This window comes from Enterobacter cloacae complex sp. FDA-CDC-AR_0132 (assembly GCF_003010695.1).
GTDB classification, from domain to species: domain Bacteria; phylum Pseudomonadota; class Gammaproteobacteria; order Enterobacterales; family Enterobacteriaceae; genus Enterobacter; species Enterobacter ludwigii.
Map to the genome: position 1 here is coordinate 4,093,237 of NZ_CP027618.1, position 15,744 is coordinate 4,108,980.

General features: G+C 46.6%; 16 protein-coding genes and 2 pseudogenes. 4 read left to right on the forward strand and 14 right to left on the reverse strand.

Going from position 1 to position 15,744, the window contains the following annotated elements; all coding sequences use genetic code 11:
- Nucleotides 1–5: 5 nt before the first annotated feature.
- The 7 genes and pseudogenes from AM379_RS19820 to AM379_RS19855 all read right to left on the reverse strand — a co-directional run bounded on the left by AM379_RS19820 (nt 6) and on the right by AM379_RS19855 (nt 5,458).
- Complete coding sequence (locus AM379_RS19820) at nt 6–2,039, reverse strand: protein-disulfide reductase DsbD family protein (RefSeq protein WP_032678181.1); 2,034 nt, start codon at nt 2,037–2,039, stop codon at nt 6–8.
- A 47-nt stretch (nt 2,040–2,086) separates the two neighbouring features.
- On the reverse strand, nt 2,087–2,458 hold the full coding sequence (locus AM379_RS19825; protein WP_106504123.1) for a hypothetical protein: 372 nt from the start codon (nt 2,456–2,458) through the stop codon (nt 2,087–2,089).
- Nucleotides 2,459–2,545: 87 nt separating this feature from the next.
- Entirely contained in the window at nt 2,546–3,103 is a 558-nt protein-coding gene (locus AM379_RS19830) for an RNA polymerase sigma factor (protein WP_106504372.1), read from the reverse strand.
- Between the two features lie 5 nt (nt 3,104–3,108).
- Nucleotides 3,109–3,528: a hypothetical protein gene (locus AM379_RS19835; RefSeq protein WP_014170113.1), complete on the reverse strand. Its 420-nt coding sequence runs from the start codon at nt 3,526–3,528 to the stop codon at nt 3,109–3,111.
- A 296-nt stretch (nt 3,529–3,824) separates the two neighbouring features.
- A pseudogene (locus tag AM379_RS24410) lies at nt 3,825–3,940 on the reverse strand (phage tail protein); the annotation flags it as partial.
- A gap of 56 nt (nt 3,941–3,996) precedes the next feature.
- Nucleotides 3,997–4,425 (reverse strand): WapI family immunity protein, encoded by a 429-nt coding sequence (locus AM379_RS19845; RefSeq protein WP_106504124.1) that lies wholly within the window; start codon nt 4,423–4,425, stop codon nt 3,997–3,999.
- A gap of 376 nt (nt 4,426–4,801) precedes the next feature.
- Nucleotides 4,802–5,458 carry a phage baseplate assembly protein V gene (locus AM379_RS19855; protein ID WP_106504126.1) on the reverse strand — a complete coding sequence of 219 codons (657 nt, stop codon included), beginning with the start codon at nt 5,456–5,458 and terminating at the stop codon, nt 4,802–4,804.
- A 539-nt stretch (nt 5,459–5,997) separates the two neighbouring features.
- Here AM379_RS19855 and AM379_RS19860 point away from each other — a divergent pair.
- Both AM379_RS19860 and AM379_RS19865 read left to right on the forward strand, forming a co-directional pair.
- Nucleotides 5,998–7,488, forward strand: coding sequence for an AAA family ATPase (locus AM379_RS19860; RefSeq protein WP_106504127.1), 1,491 nt, complete (start codon nt 5,998–6,000; stop codon nt 7,486–7,488).
- Nucleotides 7,485–8,402: a hypothetical protein gene (locus AM379_RS19865; protein WP_106504128.1), complete on the forward strand. Its 918-nt coding sequence runs from the start codon at nt 7,485–7,487 to the stop codon at nt 8,400–8,402. Before AM379_RS19860 ends, AM379_RS19865 begins: the two co-directional genes overlap by 4 nt.
- A gap of 75 nt (nt 8,403–8,477) precedes the next feature.
- Here AM379_RS19865 and AM379_RS19870 read toward each other — a convergent pair whose 3' ends face one another.
- From AM379_RS19870 to lysB, 3 genes are read right to left on the reverse strand one after another with little or no spacing between them, the layout of a single operon-like run.
- A complete protein-coding gene (locus AM379_RS19870) occupies nt 8,478–8,993 on the reverse strand; it encodes a phage tail protein (protein ID WP_106504129.1) in 516 nt (171 codons plus the stop codon).
- Entirely contained in the window at nt 8,956–9,201 is a 246-nt protein-coding gene (gene lysC / locus AM379_RS19875) for an Rz1-like lysis system protein LysC (protein ID WP_106504130.1), read from the reverse strand. Before lysC ends, AM379_RS19870 begins: the two co-directional genes overlap by 38 nt.
- Nucleotides 9,089–9,499 (reverse strand): Rz-like lysis system protein LysB, encoded by a 411-nt coding sequence (lysB, locus tag AM379_RS24415; RefSeq protein WP_106504131.1) that lies wholly within the window; start codon nt 9,497–9,499, stop codon nt 9,089–9,091. The genes lysC and lysB overlap by 113 nt, the downstream gene beginning before the upstream one ends.
- Between lysB and AM379_RS19885 the strand changes: the two are divergent.
- Nucleotides 9,491–10,267, forward strand: a pseudogene (locus tag AM379_RS19885) (phage terminase large subunit family protein); the annotation flags it as partial. The gene lysB and the pseudogene AM379_RS19885 sit on opposite strands and share 9 nt — an antisense overlap.
- 1 nt (nt 10,268) lies before the next feature.
- Nucleotides 10,269–11,288, forward strand: coding sequence for a phage portal protein (locus AM379_RS19890; RefSeq protein WP_106504133.1), 1,020 nt, complete (start codon nt 10,269–10,271; stop codon nt 11,286–11,288).
- Nucleotides 11,289–11,328: 40 nt separating this feature from the next.
- Here the strand turns inward: AM379_RS19890 and AM379_RS19895 are convergent, their stop codons facing one another.
- The 4 genes from AM379_RS19895 to AM379_RS19910 all read right to left on the reverse strand — a co-directional run bounded on the left by AM379_RS19895 (nt 11,329) and on the right by AM379_RS19910 (nt 15,268).
- Nucleotides 11,329–11,541, reverse strand: a complete 213-nt coding sequence (locus AM379_RS19895; protein WP_106504134.1) for a DUF2158 domain-containing protein — start codon at nt 11,539–11,541, stop codon at nt 11,329–11,331.
- A 371-nt stretch (nt 11,542–11,912) separates the two neighbouring features.
- Nucleotides 11,913–12,122 carry a KTSC domain-containing protein gene (locus tag AM379_RS19900; protein WP_106504135.1) on the reverse strand — a complete coding sequence of 70 codons (210 nt, stop codon included), beginning with the start codon at nt 12,120–12,122 and terminating at the stop codon, nt 11,913–11,915.
- A gap of 15 nt (nt 12,123–12,137) precedes the next feature.
- Nucleotides 12,138–13,979, reverse strand: a complete 1,842-nt coding sequence (locus AM379_RS19905; protein WP_106504136.1) for an ATP-binding protein — start codon at nt 13,977–13,979, stop codon at nt 12,138–12,140.
- Nucleotides 13,979–15,268, reverse strand: a complete 1,290-nt coding sequence (locus AM379_RS19910) for an SIR2 family protein (protein ID WP_106504137.1) — start codon at nt 15,266–15,268, stop codon at nt 13,979–13,981. The genes AM379_RS19905 and AM379_RS19910 overlap by 1 nt, the downstream gene beginning before the upstream one ends.
- Nucleotides 15,269–15,744 lie beyond the last annotated feature (476 nt).

Here is a 15,744-nt window from a genome sequence, read left to right on the forward strand (position 1 = left end):
TACATTTAGCCTTTAGCGTTGTTCAGGGTGGCAATAAGCGTGTCTTTATCCAGCAGCGGCGAAAGCATCTCCCCCTCAGGGAAGCCCGGGCCGTACACCTCATTAAACGGGATGGCGTAACGGTTTCGCTTTTCAAGGAATTCGGCGATAAACGCTGAAGGCTTGCTCCAGTCGCCACGCAGCGCCACCACGTCCGGCTGGCTAAGCGCGGCAATAACGTCAGGCTGATTCAACACCCGATGCTCGTTCACCTTGCAGGTAACACACCAGTCCGCGGAGATATCCACGAAGACCCGTTTGCCCTGCGCAAGGGCACCCTGAATAGCATCTTCACTTAGCGGTTGCCACGGGATTGCCTGAGCGACGCTTGCGGTGTTTGTTACAGGCGGTGAGGTAAGCAACCCGCGCAGCTGGTACCCGCCAAAGGCTGACAGCGCGATCACCACGCACCAGAACAGTGGCGAGGTTTTATGCCCGGTCATCGCAAGCAGTGCGATAGCGACGACGATAAGCACTAACATCACGCTCTGGCTCACCGCCTCACCCAGATGAGGGCTAAGCAACGTCACCAGCCACAGGCTGGAAGCCAGCATCATCAGGCCAAGAATAATCTTCAGGCCGTTCATCCAGCGACCGGGTTTTGGCAGCAGCATGGCGGTTTTTGGAACCAGTGCAACGAACAACCAAGGCAAACTCATCCCCACGCCGAGCATCAGGAAGATAAGCCACAGGGAATGCAGCGGTGCGCCAAGGGCAAAGGCCACCGCCGTGCCGAGGAACGGCGCAGAACATGGTGTGGCCAGCAGCGTTGCAAACATCCCTTCGCAGAAACTGCCGGCAAGCCCCGTTCCCCCTGCCGTTGCCAGCCGTCCTGCGGCGGCAGAAGGCAGCAGCATCTCAAACGCCCCGAACAGATTGAGTGCGAAGAGGAAGGTCACCGCAACCATCAGGCCAATAAACCACGGATTCTGGAACTGAATACCCCAGCCCAGCGAGGCACCGGTCAGCTTAAGCGCGGTGACCATTGCGGCCAGAAGCATAAAGGAGACCAGGATCCCGGCACTGGTTGCCAGAAAACGGAGCCTGATCATCCGTCTGTCTGAGCCCGCATGGAGCACGCTGTTGAGCTTCATGCCCATCACCGGCAGCACGCAAGGCATCAGGTTCAGAATCAACCCGCCCAGTAGCGCAAAGAGCACCATTTTGCCGGTTCCCTCAGACACGCCCGCCGCTGACGGTTCCGCGGGCGTTGCCCCGACGGTCATCACGGTTTGCTGCGCTTTATCGCCATTGGTGAGCACAAACGACAGCGCTTTTCCCTGCAGCGAAGTGGGTTTATCTCCCCACTCATCGGTCACGGGCACCGTTACCCGAAGCTGATTGCCGTCGGCTTCGAGGGTCGGTTCACCGGGAAGAATGTCGCCTTCCAGCGGGTCAAAATAGATCCCCGGCTTGTCCCATTGCCCTTGCGTGGTTCCCGTAATGATCAGCTTGTCGTCTGATAACCAGGCTGACAGGTCTGCGGACACGCCAGATGTCGCGGGAATGGCCTGCATCGCGCGTTCAAACGCGTGGCTGAATCCCTCATCCACCGGCTGGTTAAAATCAAGGTGCAGCTTATAGTCCGTCAGCAGACAGACATTACTGCACGTGGAAAGGGTAAGCGTCCCGTCGAGCGCATCCCCCGCCGCACCGTCGAGAGTGATGGGGATGATGACCTTATCGTGATAGCCCTGGGTGGTCATCCCGGAGATATCAAAGCGCGAAGGCACCGGCCAGTGCCAGTCATCCGTTACGCCAGCCGGCCAGGTGATTTTCGGGGCTACGCCGCCCTCGCCGGGTGAACGCCAGTAGGTTTTCCAGCCTGGCTGCAGCTCAACGGTGAGCAGCGCGAGGATGCGGTTTTGCTCCCTTTCCGCCTGAACGCGGATCCGGGCATGATCGTTTTGCGGGGAAACCAGCCAGCCTGTATCCGCCGCATGGACAATGCCGATGCAGGACAGCCACAGGAAGACGAATCCCCTGAAGAGGTTAAACATGTTTTACTCCGTGAATAGTGAAAATTATCGTGTGGTGACGATGCTTTTCATTCACGGAAAACGCAGTTTTTGAGGTGTATTCGGGGAGGCGGTGCATGAACGGGCTGTTCTCTCGGAACGCATGCCCGCCCTTGCGTAAACAACTGAAGTAGCGCGAAGAAGATGATAATCGCCGGTAGCGCACCATCAAAGAACAGAGGCTGAGCACAAAGCAGCGAGTGTGCGCCTAACTGACACGGCGATGGCCCGGACGGCTCAGCGTCGCTGGTTTGAGCCGGGGCATCAGCAATCAGGGTCGTTTGCGGATCCAGTCCCTGCAAAAAATGGTTGAGATAAACCGCACGCTGCACCAGGCAAATAGCCATCGCCACACATGTGATTATCAAAAGCCATTTTCCCAGAAGCTGACGGTTGCGCATAACGCTCCAAATTTACCAGACGCCCCGATCATAAACGATAGTGATGAATCTACAAGTCCTGATAATGTAAGGTTTTGTCTGTCGCCGTTAGTCACCGGTCAGCGCATCATAGACGTCCCGCAGTCGCGTGCGCAGGAAAAGCACCGCCTTGTGCTTACGCGATAACAGCGCCTGCTCACTGGCCCCGGTTTCCTCTGCCAGCATTTTAATGCTGTAGCCCTGGAGCTCCGTTTTTTCAAAAACCTCGCGCTGAAGCAGCGGAAGTTCAGACAGCGCCTGGCCCAGCTCTTCCCACAGCAGCGTTTTGAGGTACTCCTCCTCCGGCGTATGCGGGACACCGAACAGGGTTTCCGCCAGTTCATCTTCGGGGAAGTCCTCATCATCCCCGGTAAAATATCCTGAAAGAGAGACCTCACGTTTTTTCCGCGCCCGGTCGGTCATCTCATTACGTGCCGCGCGAAACAGCCAGGCGGCGACGTTTTCGACCGGCTGCTCCACTTTCATCAGCTGATAGGTGACTTCCTGCAAAATATCGTCGGCATCATCGCGCACGGACGTTCGTCCGCGGATAAAGGATTTCAGCCGGGCGCGGCAGGCATTAAGCGCCGACATCAGCAATGACTCTCCCGCCAGCCCGGTTTTCATCTCGCTCACTCTGCTTCCGGCGTTTTTGGCGCGCTGTCGTCGCGTTTATCTTCGCGATGACCGTGCCAGCCGCAATGCCCGCGACCATGGCGACCAAAGCCTTCGCGACGCTGCTGAATAAACGCCTCACGCTGTTCGGGGGTCATGTTCATCCAGCGTTCGTGCATACGACGGTGCGCGCCGAACATCCCCGGGCGGAAACCCAGTCCGCCGAACAGGATCCGGCTTAATACCAGAATTCCCAGCGCCTGCCAGAAACCGATGGCTTTCACGCCAAGAATGGCCGGGAGTAAGGCATTCCACAGGGTCATGACCACCAGTCCCAGTACAAGGACGATTACCGCGCCTATCACCAGCCCTTTACCCATACGGTGGCGGCCAAACCCGCGTCCGTGCCCTCTTCCGTGCATATCGAAATCTCTCATGGTGTTTACCTCATTTACAGTGATTGAGTATGGCTTGTGATGAGGTAGACGGATGAGGCGGGGAAATATTGCTGGGGAGAATATAAAATTTTTTGTGCTTACGGATTTTAACGCATATCGCTCACGACGGGTGGGCGCTATGCGTCGCCTCCCGACTACGAAAATTCGTTTAACTAATGCGGTGGCGATAGCGGCCAGGATGATTGCCAACAACGCAAGGAAGATGAGTGAGGATAATAGCGTGTTTAGCATGCCACCTAAACGGGTGAAGTCGCTGGTCGTTAAAAGGCTTAAAGTCACTCATACCATATGCTTACCAATTCGCCGTTGGTATAGCGCTCTTTTCGCCGGGTGACGGGCTCCGACAACGGAGGCTCCAGGCATAACTGACATGTAATGTGCCGTTTTCCTCTTAAGGAATAAAACGACCTGCATTTTAAGTGTCGGTTTTTTTGCTTAATCCAGGCATCAGTTTTGCCATGAAATGATGTCGTCCAGACCTGAGAGCATGCCGGGAAAGTAACTTTCATCAATATCGAAGGAATCGTCAAGGGTAATACTGTCAGCATGGTTTTCGGGCTTCAGTACCATACTAACGGCAACAGCACCGGCAAAATGCGCCTGATGAAACTTAAGCATAACCTGCTCGAATGCCGAGGTTAAACTAATATCCTTAGACTTTCCCCCTGTCTTTAAGGCTTGGTGGAGAGCATGTGTATCATTCCTGAACTGCTCTAGCTGACCGACAAAAAACTCTGCAGCAAACTCCGTTTTTAAGACAGGGATCGAGAATTCAACCCATACCATAATACGGCTATAGGCAGGTACCTCCTCTTCAGTCAGCCTTTCATAGGGTGTTAATTTAAGATGCCTGTCACCACTTGTGATATCTATCATGATCCCCTCTTCACGGCATGTACTGAAAATTCATGATTGTCCAGTTAGTCTCCCTGAACAGAACCTCAAAACGATTAGACTCTTAACTCTAAGTGCCTTTGTTTTTCCTGTCTTCCACAAGCTTATACATACGTGCTTTGTACCGGAAAAACCCCGGTTTTTACAGAGGGCCTTGCGTTCTGATACCGTATCGAATGGCCTTTTCCTGAATCTGCAAAGGCACATAGCGGACCTGGGGGGGGGCGCGACTTTCCAGTTACGTCAGACATTAAAAAGGCTCCCGCAGGAGCTTTTGAAAATACTCCAACATAATGAAATAAAAGGATTTATTTCAGGCCATGCCCACATGTTGACCACATCGATATGAGAAGCCCCGCTAGCATGCCTTGCGGGGTTTGGTCTCCTTTGTCCAGCTCCCGCCGCTCTGAACATTGCCGTGTGCGTGGTCATCCGCTTGGACGCAGTTAGAGATAAATTTCCCGCCATTGTGCGTGATATCACCTTTCATCGTCCCGCCCTTCTCCACTTCGAGTGAGCTGGTTATGAGCTTGTTGGTACACACCACCTCGGGTGTATCGAGGGTGATGCGGGTTTGGGCTTTCAGCACCACCACCGGCACGGCGGCGGTAAGGGAATCCGACGCGGTAATGTCTGCGGTTTTGATACCGGATACGGTGAGCGACCCGTTGCCGGGCTCGCACTCGATAACCGCCCCGTCAGGAAAGGACACATGAAGCGCATCGGGGGAAGCAGACGGCGCGAGACTGTCGTCAGAGAAAATGCCAGGCAGCACAAAAGCGGTATCAAGCTCGCCGCCGATAGAAAGAATCAGCACCTGCTCGCCAACGGACGGAGCCCACCACACACGCGAGCGACCGGCGCGAGAGGTCAGCCAGTTTAGCCACGTGGTTTCCATCCCGCCGGTCTGGACGCGACAGAGCCCCTCGACGTGGTCGATGTCGGTCACAATGCCGGTACGGATAAGGTTGCGGATCGCCCGAGCGATATCCTGCAGAGAATTTAGATTGTTCATGGGGAAAGCATGCCGCTGGGCAAGGTCAGCGGCAATCGAACGGGGTTTGGTGAGGGATGAAACAACAGTCAGCGACCAAGAAATACCAATTTAAATTTTTGCTGAACGTTTAATCTTTGTGAACTCAAACTGTAAAGTATTGAATTGAAACCGGTACATACAATCTTGCCATAAATTAAAAAAATGGAGAATATCTCTACTTTGAACAGCTCTACCACTATGTTGATAAATTTATAGCGTCAAAAACTGTATACAAAACGTACTTCCCTACACAGGAACAGCAGGATAACTAGCTACAACAAGGCTCGACAATACAAAAGTAAACTGATTGATACGACCCACGCAATTGCGGTGTCTATCCGCTAAGGTGTAAAATTCTAAACTAACTCAGTTCACATTAATGACAAATGATTCAATAATATGCGAATATGTATTTCGCTTGCAACCACCAACATTTTTCAGTCTGGCAATGCAATTTTTGGTAACATATCAACCAAATCTTTTCTTTCTTGTATAAATAATATACTCAGGAGTTCAAATTGATACGCAGCCTTTCTGTTGATGAAAAAAAATTAGAGTTAAGAAATGCAGTGGATGAAAGTTCAAATATTTTTGACATTGATTCCATTTCTTTATTAATAGGTGAGAACGGAACAGGGAAAACACATTTCCTTAGTCAGGTTATAAATGAATTCAAATCATCTCATATAGGAGCATTTACTGGAGGTTGTGAAATTGATTTTTTCAATATACCTAGACAAGATGTCAAAAACGAATCTAGATATTGGGGGGTTGTATATTTCTCACCAATACCATTTAGAGAAAGATATTCTCCATCAAAAAATTTCATTGATGCCTCACCTGTATTTGGGAGGGGTATAAAGCTAAGCAACTTAAATGAATCAAAAGAGATACTTGAATATTTCAATATCAAACCAGCATCGCGCATTGAATATAAATTCAACACAAAGATGATAATAAAATCAATTCTTGATGAAGTTTTTAAACTTAGTGATCGTCGTATAAAAAAAATACTTCAACGACACTCTATTTTCAACGAATTAATACATCTGGAAAAACTCACCAGAGAAATGAGTAATGAAAATGAGGATCCTGACAACACTAAAAATTACTCAAGCATCTTAAATAAAAGAAGATCAATTTTTGGCGCACTAATTCAAGAACTATATTTAAGCCTTACTTCAATTGAAAACCCCATTGAAATTACTTCATCACTTATAACGATTAACGGACTTAAGAAAAAAAATAAAATAAAAAACTCATCAGCAATAAACATACTTAACTACTTTCTTAATGGGGCCGAAAATCTTAATCGTCACGAAATGAAATCTCTAGAGGAATTTGAGAAAGAAAGAAAAAAAGTTGAATCGTTTTTGAAATTTATAAACAGTAACTTCACCTTCACTGAATACATGACATTCCCTGTCGATGCTTATGAGGGAGAGAAATTACTTAGTGATTATGAAGTAGAAGATTACTTTGAGTTTAAACTCATTGAAATGAGTTCTGGACAGTTGGCCGTCATACATCAAATGGGCTTAATTTCCAAAGCAATAAATCAACTTGCTGAAAAAAATATAAGCAAAATACTCTTAATGATAGATGAAGGTGATGCTTATCTTCACTTAGAATGGCAGAGAAATTATATACTGAAAGTCAATGATTTTTTGCGCAAAGTGAAAGCTATCAATAACATTTCTGTCCTACAGGTTATTCTAGCCACCCATTCGCCACTATTAGCAACAGATATTCCTAAAAATTTCATATGCCCAATGGATAAGACAGAAGCCACATCAGGATTCGCATCACCGATTCATTTGTTACTTAATGAATCTTTTGGGACCAAGACTATTGGAGAATTCGCATCTCAACGGATCAATAAGACTGTAATAAACATCAAACAAAAAAAAGCCTCAAAAAAAGATTATTTAGTTATTCAATCAATAGATAATGATATTCTGGAGAGAGAAATTATGAAACTACTTCCTTTAAACGGGGATTTAAAATGATCATTTCTATTAAGAATAATTGGGCTACCATAGAATCCAAGCATAACGCATTTGTCATGCGTAAAATTGAGAAACACTTAAGCACGGCAGGACTATGTTATGGGCCAAAAACCTTAACAACATACTTTATCGAAAAGACAAAAGACCTCATAATTTCCAATAAACTTAATGATTTACTTTTAGCGGCAAAATATTATGATCTCATCATTAGGAAAAACAAACACAACGGGGAATTAATCAAAGGGTTTAAAAAAGATTTAACTAATATTTTTGATTATAACAATTTCATCACTAAAACCATCAGTTATGATGCCTATGATTTATGCAGCGCATCTAAAACTAGAAGTTGTCCATATTGCAATCAATCATATGCTTTCACAGTTAGATCGCCTAAAAAAGAATTTAGACCAACATTAGATCATTTTTTCCCAAAAGAAAGCTATCCTCACTTAGCATTAAGCCTATATAACCTCGTACCATCTTGCTCTCTTTGCAATTCAAGTTTAAAAGGAGGAATTAATTTCTCTAAAAAACCCCATTTACACCCTTTATTTGATAACGAGAGCATTGAGTTTTCTCTTGAAACTACAAAATCAAGAGAGGAAATAGTTGCGTTATTAGACATTAACACCAAAGAATTCAATATTAAAGTAGAATATAATAACGACACCAAATCTTCCAACTCAGTAAAAACCTTCATCATTGAAGAAAGGTATGAGAGTTTTATTTTTGAGGCAGTAAATTTTGCTCGTTGTAAAATTTATTATGATGAATTAAAAAATAACAACCAAATAGATATCATCAGAGATATTGATGAAAGCTCGGCATTAATGTTTAATCACAACGCCTATCAAAACCAACTTCTTGGAAAACTTCTTCAAGGTATTTACAAACAATATTCACAACAACCATAGTAGCTTTAGTTTAAAAAACTTTCTTTATTATTACCTTAGCCTCAGCATTATCTACAATGAGGCTAACTTAAAGAATCAATTTATAATTCTCATGTCATAAAATGGGGGCTTGCAAAATAATTGCAGATAGATAAATTTGCTCACCAGCTCGCCATTGATATAAAGCTCGGTCGGACGCGTGACCGGCTCGGGCAATGGCGGCTCAGGCGCATAGCTGACGTGAAGCGCGCCGTTTTCTTCCCTGACGAGCGTGCGCTCAGTGAGCTGCAGGCTGATGCTGATATCAACACTATCACCGTCGTTTAAAACCATCTGGAATCGATAGCCCCTTTTGCGCCCCTCATCCGTGGTGCAGATATCCGGCTGATTCTCACGCAGCCATACGGCCACCGGCACGAAAATCAAATCGGGGTCGCCGACAAAGTCACACACGATCACATTCAGGGTGTAAATCTTTTCATGCGAGAGCGAGGCCGCGAGACGCGCGTCAATATTCCCCTCATCGGCAAAGATGCGCATCATTTCGGGATTCGTTTTTATCTGCGGTACGGCGTCAATTAACGCCTGACGCAGGCCGTGTGCTTTCTTCATCGAGTTTGTCCTGACAGTCTTTGACGGTTTCGACTTTGAGCGCGCATGCAGCCAGCGCGCCCTCCAGCCTGCGAATATTGGCGCTCAGGTCGCCGTTAGTGACGGGGTCGCTTCCCGGCATCGGGCAGAGGCTCACCTTCGGGCAGGCGCTGTAAACAATGACCGGCGGAGGTGCAGGCCGTTCGGGTGTGCAACCGGCGCACAGCATCAGGCAAATCAGCGCTATACCAGCGGCGTAATTCCTCGTTTTCATTCAGTAACCTCGTGATGGTGTGTTCTCGTCTTGCCGCCAGCTCACCGGCGGCGGTCAGCTCGTCACTGAGCCTGACCTGCGCGGTTTCATTCGTCCTGAAAATACGCTGTGAAATGGTCAGCTGATTTTTCAGCATCCCGATAGTCGTCTTTTGCTCACTGGCGACCAGGTTCGCGCGCTCAAAGGAGCAGGATAAATTCGCGTTATCGTGGCGCAGCCACAGCACCACGGCTAGGATGGGTAGTGGCGGCAGATTGTCACCATCGAGGACGCTCTCGCCGGGGGCTGCACGTTGTTCAATCTGGATCAGCTGAAACAGGAAAACAGTGCCGACGATTTCCGCAATCTGTTTATGTGTGAGTTCGTCGACGATAAGGCGTCAGTATTCCCGCTCGAGGAGCTGCAGCGCTGCATGGTCGATGCGATGGAAGAGTGGGATGACTTCGAACAATTTGCCGACCGTTCGTTTAACTGGCGCCCGGTCTGGATTGGCTATGACCCGTCACACACCGGCGACAGCGCAGGCTGTGCGGTACTGGCTCCGCCGCTGGTTGCCGGTGGCAAGTTCCGCATCCTTGAGCGTCACCAGTGGAAAGACATGGACTTTGCGGCGCAGGCCGAGGCCATTCGTTCACTCACTGAAAAATACACCGTCGACTATATCGGCATCGATGCGATCGGCATCGGCCAGGGTGTTTACCAGCTCGTGCGCTCATTCTTCCCGGCGGCGCGCGCCATCCGCTACACACCGGAAATGAAGACCGCGATGGTGCTGAAAGCAAAAGACACCATTCGACGCGGGTGTCTGGAATATGACGCCGGTGCGACCGATATCACGCAGTCATTTATGGCTATCCGTAAAACCATGACCAGCAGCGGGCGCAGCTCGACCTATGAAGCGAGCCGCAGCGAAGAGACCAGCCACGCGGATATCGCGTGGGCGACCATGCACGCCCTGTTAAACGAACCGCTTTCCGCCGGTAGCGGGATGCATTCAAACTCTATTCTGGAAATTTATTAAGATGGCAAAACCAAAATTTAAATCGACCACCACGACCGCCAGTGCACCGCAAAAAATGGAGGCGTTCACTTTTGGCGAGCCCTCCGCCGTGATGGACAGGCGCGATATTCTCGATTACGTCGAGTGTATTCATAACGGGAAATGGTACGAGCCGCCGGTCAACTTCTCGGGACTGGCGAAAAGCCTGCGCGCCGCCGTGCATCACAGCTCACCGATTTACGTGAAACGTAACATTCTGGCGAGTACCTACATCCCGCCCCCGTTGCTGTCGCGTCAGGATTTCAGCCGCCTTGTGCTTGATTATCTGGTCTTTGCCAACGGCTATCTTGAGAAACGCATGAGAGTCACCGGTCAGCTCCTGAAACTGGAAACCTCCCCGGCCAAATACACCTGCCGTGGTGTCGAGGATGGAGTTTACTGGTACGTGTCGAGCTTCACCCATCCGCACGAATTTGCGCCCGGCTCGGTGTTTCACCTGCTGGAGCCGGATATCAATCAGGAGCTTTACGGTATGCCGGAATACCTGAGCGCATTGAATTCCGCCTGGCTGAATGAATCCGCCACGCTATTTCGTCGCAAGTATTATCAGAATGGCGCTCACGCGGGTTACATCATGTATGTGACCGACGCCGCGCAAAGCAGCACGGACGTCGAATCGCTGCGTGATGCGATGCGCAACTCAAAGGGACTCGGGAATTTCAAAAACCTGTTTTTCTACGCACTTAATGGGAAACCGGACGGCATCAAGATCGCCCCGTTGAGTGAGGTCGCCACCAAAGATGACTTTTTCAATATCAAAAAGGTGAGCGCCGCTGACCTGCTCGACGCGCACCGCGTGCCGTTCCAGCTGATGGGCGGCAAGCCCGAGAATATTGGCTCAATGGGTGACGTCGAGAAAGTGGCAAAGGTGTTTGTGCGTAATGAGTTGTCACCACTGCAGAAGCGATTTAAAGAGATTAACGACTGGCTCGGAATGGAGGTGATACGATTTAAACCTTTCAAACTCGATAAGGATGAATGAAACACATGCAATAGCCGCTTAATGCGGCTATTGCCAAATGTCAGCCTAATTCGATGTCGGGATCTGAAAAAGTGAGAGTATCAGGGTCAAATGCATCAGTTTTGGAGTCTCCATTTTCGGTCATCCATCTTGCTATAACATAGTCTCCCGGAACATGCTTCCAAGCAGCGCCCATATCTTTAGCGATACCCAAAACCGTCATCGGACGATCTCCAGAATTCAATGTAACTACGTTGCCCTCTACAAACGCCATAGTGCCCCCTATTCTTTATGCATGAAATGCTGTCGTGGCCCCTCCTGACATCGCAGTGAGGCATGACCGTAAACCACCATAGATTTAATAGTTTGAAATGGGCAAAAACGCGCTCAGACGTTCGGATGATTTAATCCATTTGCCAACTTAGCGCGCAATGCTTTCCCCTCCACGCCTGCCCGCTTCATGGGGCGGTTTTAATGCAGGTGCATGTTTTCCTCTGGATAGCATCCAAGCTGGCTAGAAAGTTATTCTCGCTAATAAAAACCTCAGGCATTTACATGCAAGGCAATGCATACGTTAAGCTTCCAATCTGTGAATTACTGAAGGAGTAGCTCTCTAGTCAATCTACTCCTTCAGAAGTTCCTGAACTACACTCGTGAGAACGGGAATGCATTTCTAATGTATGCGTTGAAAAATTGCCCTTTAGAACTTTCCTTCATTAAATTTTCATATAGGAATGAAGGTACTCCATAATATTGGTAAATAGACGAGTTCAAAAACTCTATTTCTAATGTTTCAGAGGCCGCATCATACCCAATCGAGCTAATATTTGACGATGAGACATTGTTACGTTGCATATTTACTCCATTAAATTATTCGTCTGAGGATTCATCTTCTACAGCTTCACGTTTTATGAGAAGAGTATTTACCACTGCTCTTGGGTTTTGTGCTCGCCAAGATGCAACTACACGATCATAACCCTCTGTTCTTCGCGGGATAGACCATTTGATTGTAACTTTAGGGTCTTCACTCAGAGGTCTATGTTCTGGCGCAGGTAAGTATATCTTACACCTCATAGGCAGCTTAGCAGCCTCTCCTGTAACTATTGCTTCTCCAGTTTTTAAGATAGGAAGCGCATCCATTAAAGAAACTAGACCGTCAGGCAAAGTACCTTGTATTCGACTACGATCTGCAGGGTTAGTCAATCTCAATGCTACAAAAGTACCGCACTGGGAGAGTATAGTTTCATTCACTTCTGAAGGCCGCTGGCTAATAATCATTGCTCCCACACCATACTTCCTGCCTTCTTTGGCGATTTTCTGAACAATTTGAGAGGCTAAGTTATCAGGAGTGTTGTTTTGCTTTGACAAATACCTATGTGCTTCCTCCATAACAACCAGTAAAGGTCGTTCTCTGCCGCCTTCAGTTTTTTCTCTGCTCCAAAATAATGATTCATAAATTATTTTTAATATTGACCCTACAAGCTGCTCAAGTACACCACTTGGCACTCCAGATAAATCAAGAATTGTTATTGGTTTGGGCCCACCCAACCACCCTTTTAATAATTCATCAAGATCTTTTTCAACACTACCATCCTCTTTAGGTTCCCATGGGCCGGGGTGTAAAAGAAAATCATAACGTCTGTCTAATAGTTTGGAGCGCAATAGACTTAAAGGCCGTTTAATACCATGTGCTTGGGTATTAATAAATGGACCTTTTGACCCCATAGCATGAGGTGTGAAAGTTGGAGCTGTAAGTGTTGAAATATCACCATCATCTTGCAGAGTCGAAATATCTCTTTGATCACCAATAAAAGTAGCTGTTTCAAACTTAATAAGTGAATGCCACATCTTCTTAAGGCTAAATGGTATAGGCGTATCAACAGTTATAGATTGAATATCTATACCTGCAAAGTTCTGCAAATGATGAGAATTTAGTTTAAGCTCGTTAATTTTATCAGTAAATGCAATTTGATGACTATCAGTGACTCCTCCTGTTAAAAAATCGAGCAGAGCATCAGAATCAAGCGCCCAAAAAGGGATCAATAGTTTTTCTTCTTTGTTAATAGGGTCAACACTAAACACTTGCGCAACGTCACCTAATGCAGACGAATATTCGCCATGAATATCCAGCATTAACACCCTAGCACTTGGCAAATGAATCCCTTTGCTTGTCGAAGTAATGGACCTCAATAAACTAGCAATAGTCGTAGACTTTCCTGCCCCTGTTGAACCTAAAACTGCTGAATGCCTTGTAATTAGTTCATTAAGAGCTATTTTGGCTTCGATATTTTCAGCACTGGATAATGTTCCAATTGGAATATGACCTTGGTCTTTAGTGTTATAAATCCTCCTTAGATCAGACTCAATCGCTATATGAACTTTATCACCTATATTGGGATACTGACTAATACCCCTCTCGAAATATCCCCCTAACGCTTCCCCTACTAATTGAACATTCATCCATCGGCCAGTATCTGGCTCATTAGGGTATATGTTGTCCGGAGCTGCGCTTGCACCGACATCTGAGACAACACCAAAAAGATCTTGATATCCTTGAGGAATTCTTATGAAACTTCCGACCTGTCCAACACTATATGTTTGCCCCTGTATTATCGATATTCCTGAAGAAATTGAATGGGAAAGAAATATTTTGATTGAAGAACCAGTAACTGCAGCTACTTTTCCTACATATGTTGGGTCATTTGCGAACATTACTTGCCCTCATACAGTGTAGTTTCAGACTCGTTCTCAACATATGGATGTTGCGAGGTGAAGCCAGCATGAGTGCTAGTACTAAGTAAAGTTTCTTTAAGATTCAGCGCTTGGGCCAATGAAAAGAAGCGGGCTAATGCAGCAAAATCCCCTAATATGAACTCATGAATTCCAGAGCTATCGCTTTTCTTCCAAAATGTTTTCCTGATTTCTTCCCAAGAATCATTCGGCGGCTCCCCGGGTACCCATTTTCCTGAGACCCCGCTTATTACCGCACCGTCACGTGCATAAATACTCAGATTTGGTCTTTTTTTCGCTAATTTTACCGCGTTTAATTCATCCTCTAAATTCTTATATTGAAAAGCGAATATGGCAGTGTGAGAATTAGCTGCCAATGCTTCATCGAAAACAGCGCATATATGAGAATCAAAAAATGAAAAACCACTACATATTAAAAGACTATCAGGAGTCGTTAAAAAACTACGCAGCCTCTCGAATAAAGCTGAATAAGGCAACCTTGTAATTTCGTCGTATTTAAGATGATCTGGATAAATCAATGTTGTTGCATCACGACTACCAGTTCGTATGACAACATCATCTTTGACATCCCAACCCAATGAACCATGGATTTTCCACAGTCGAGACCATCTAGCAGGCAATTCGTCATTAGATATGCTGACAGGATCAAAAAATGGACAATGCGCACCAGTAAAGCCGTCGAAATAAGGCTCCTTTGCACGTTCAAAAGCTTCCTCCATTAAAAGATCATAATTTGGAGTAAATATTTCAACTGCCTTTTCCCTATGTATCCCCGAAATCCAAGACACTAATTCATTATATGCATTATTTTCTTTAGGCAATTTTGGAGCCACATGCTCTCCAATTTTCTGGCAAATTCTTCTCCCTAAGTCTCTATATCCATCACCATCAAGATCATTAATTTTTTGCGTTCCTATCGCAAGGGCTAACTTTCTTATTTTAGTCAATATGGCTTCGATATTTGGAGAGTACCCCTCTTCTCTCCCTGGTACTTTTTTCATCTCTTGTATGATTATGTCAATTACCTCAGAATCCGATTTATTCAGTTTCTGAATTACATAAGTTGTTAGGCCAGCAATGTCGCAAATGAGAGCTTTTCCGCTCTGGTCTAGGTTGCCATTCTCGTCAACTCTTATCGATGTAGGAACTCCAGCCCCCAACAGGATACCTATTTTCTTACGACCCTTAGATAAAATTTGTCGCAAATCAGTCATATACCGATCAGGATTGTGAATCGTTTCATGAAGCATATCAATTCCTAAAAAGTTCCATTTAGACTTTCATACATATACCCTTACAAGCTAAAAAAGACAAAAGGATTTGCGCGAAAAACAAGAGAAACTCACAAGAGAACGAAAGAAATCTTTACTGTGATTCAGTGCTCTTTTCTAACTTAAAAAATTCTTTTACACACTAAGTTGTCATATCAATTTTAGTCGTGAACCTATGGGCAATAACGATGGCGGGGCAAGATAATATCGATTGGGGTCACACCCCATTCCACAGTTATTGACAGGACTCCGAGGCGCGGCAAGGCTGCTTTTTGGAGTCAAAGACTTAACGACCAAAAGCTTTGGAACGATGCGTCATTCGGCTACTCAGGTAATTTGTACCAGCTCGGAGTCCGAATGCTGGCCGTAAATGCCCCCACGCTTTCCCTCATAGGAGTGCTTCCGCAGATTTCCAGCTACGCCAGACATTAAAAAGGCTCCCTCAGGAGCCTCTC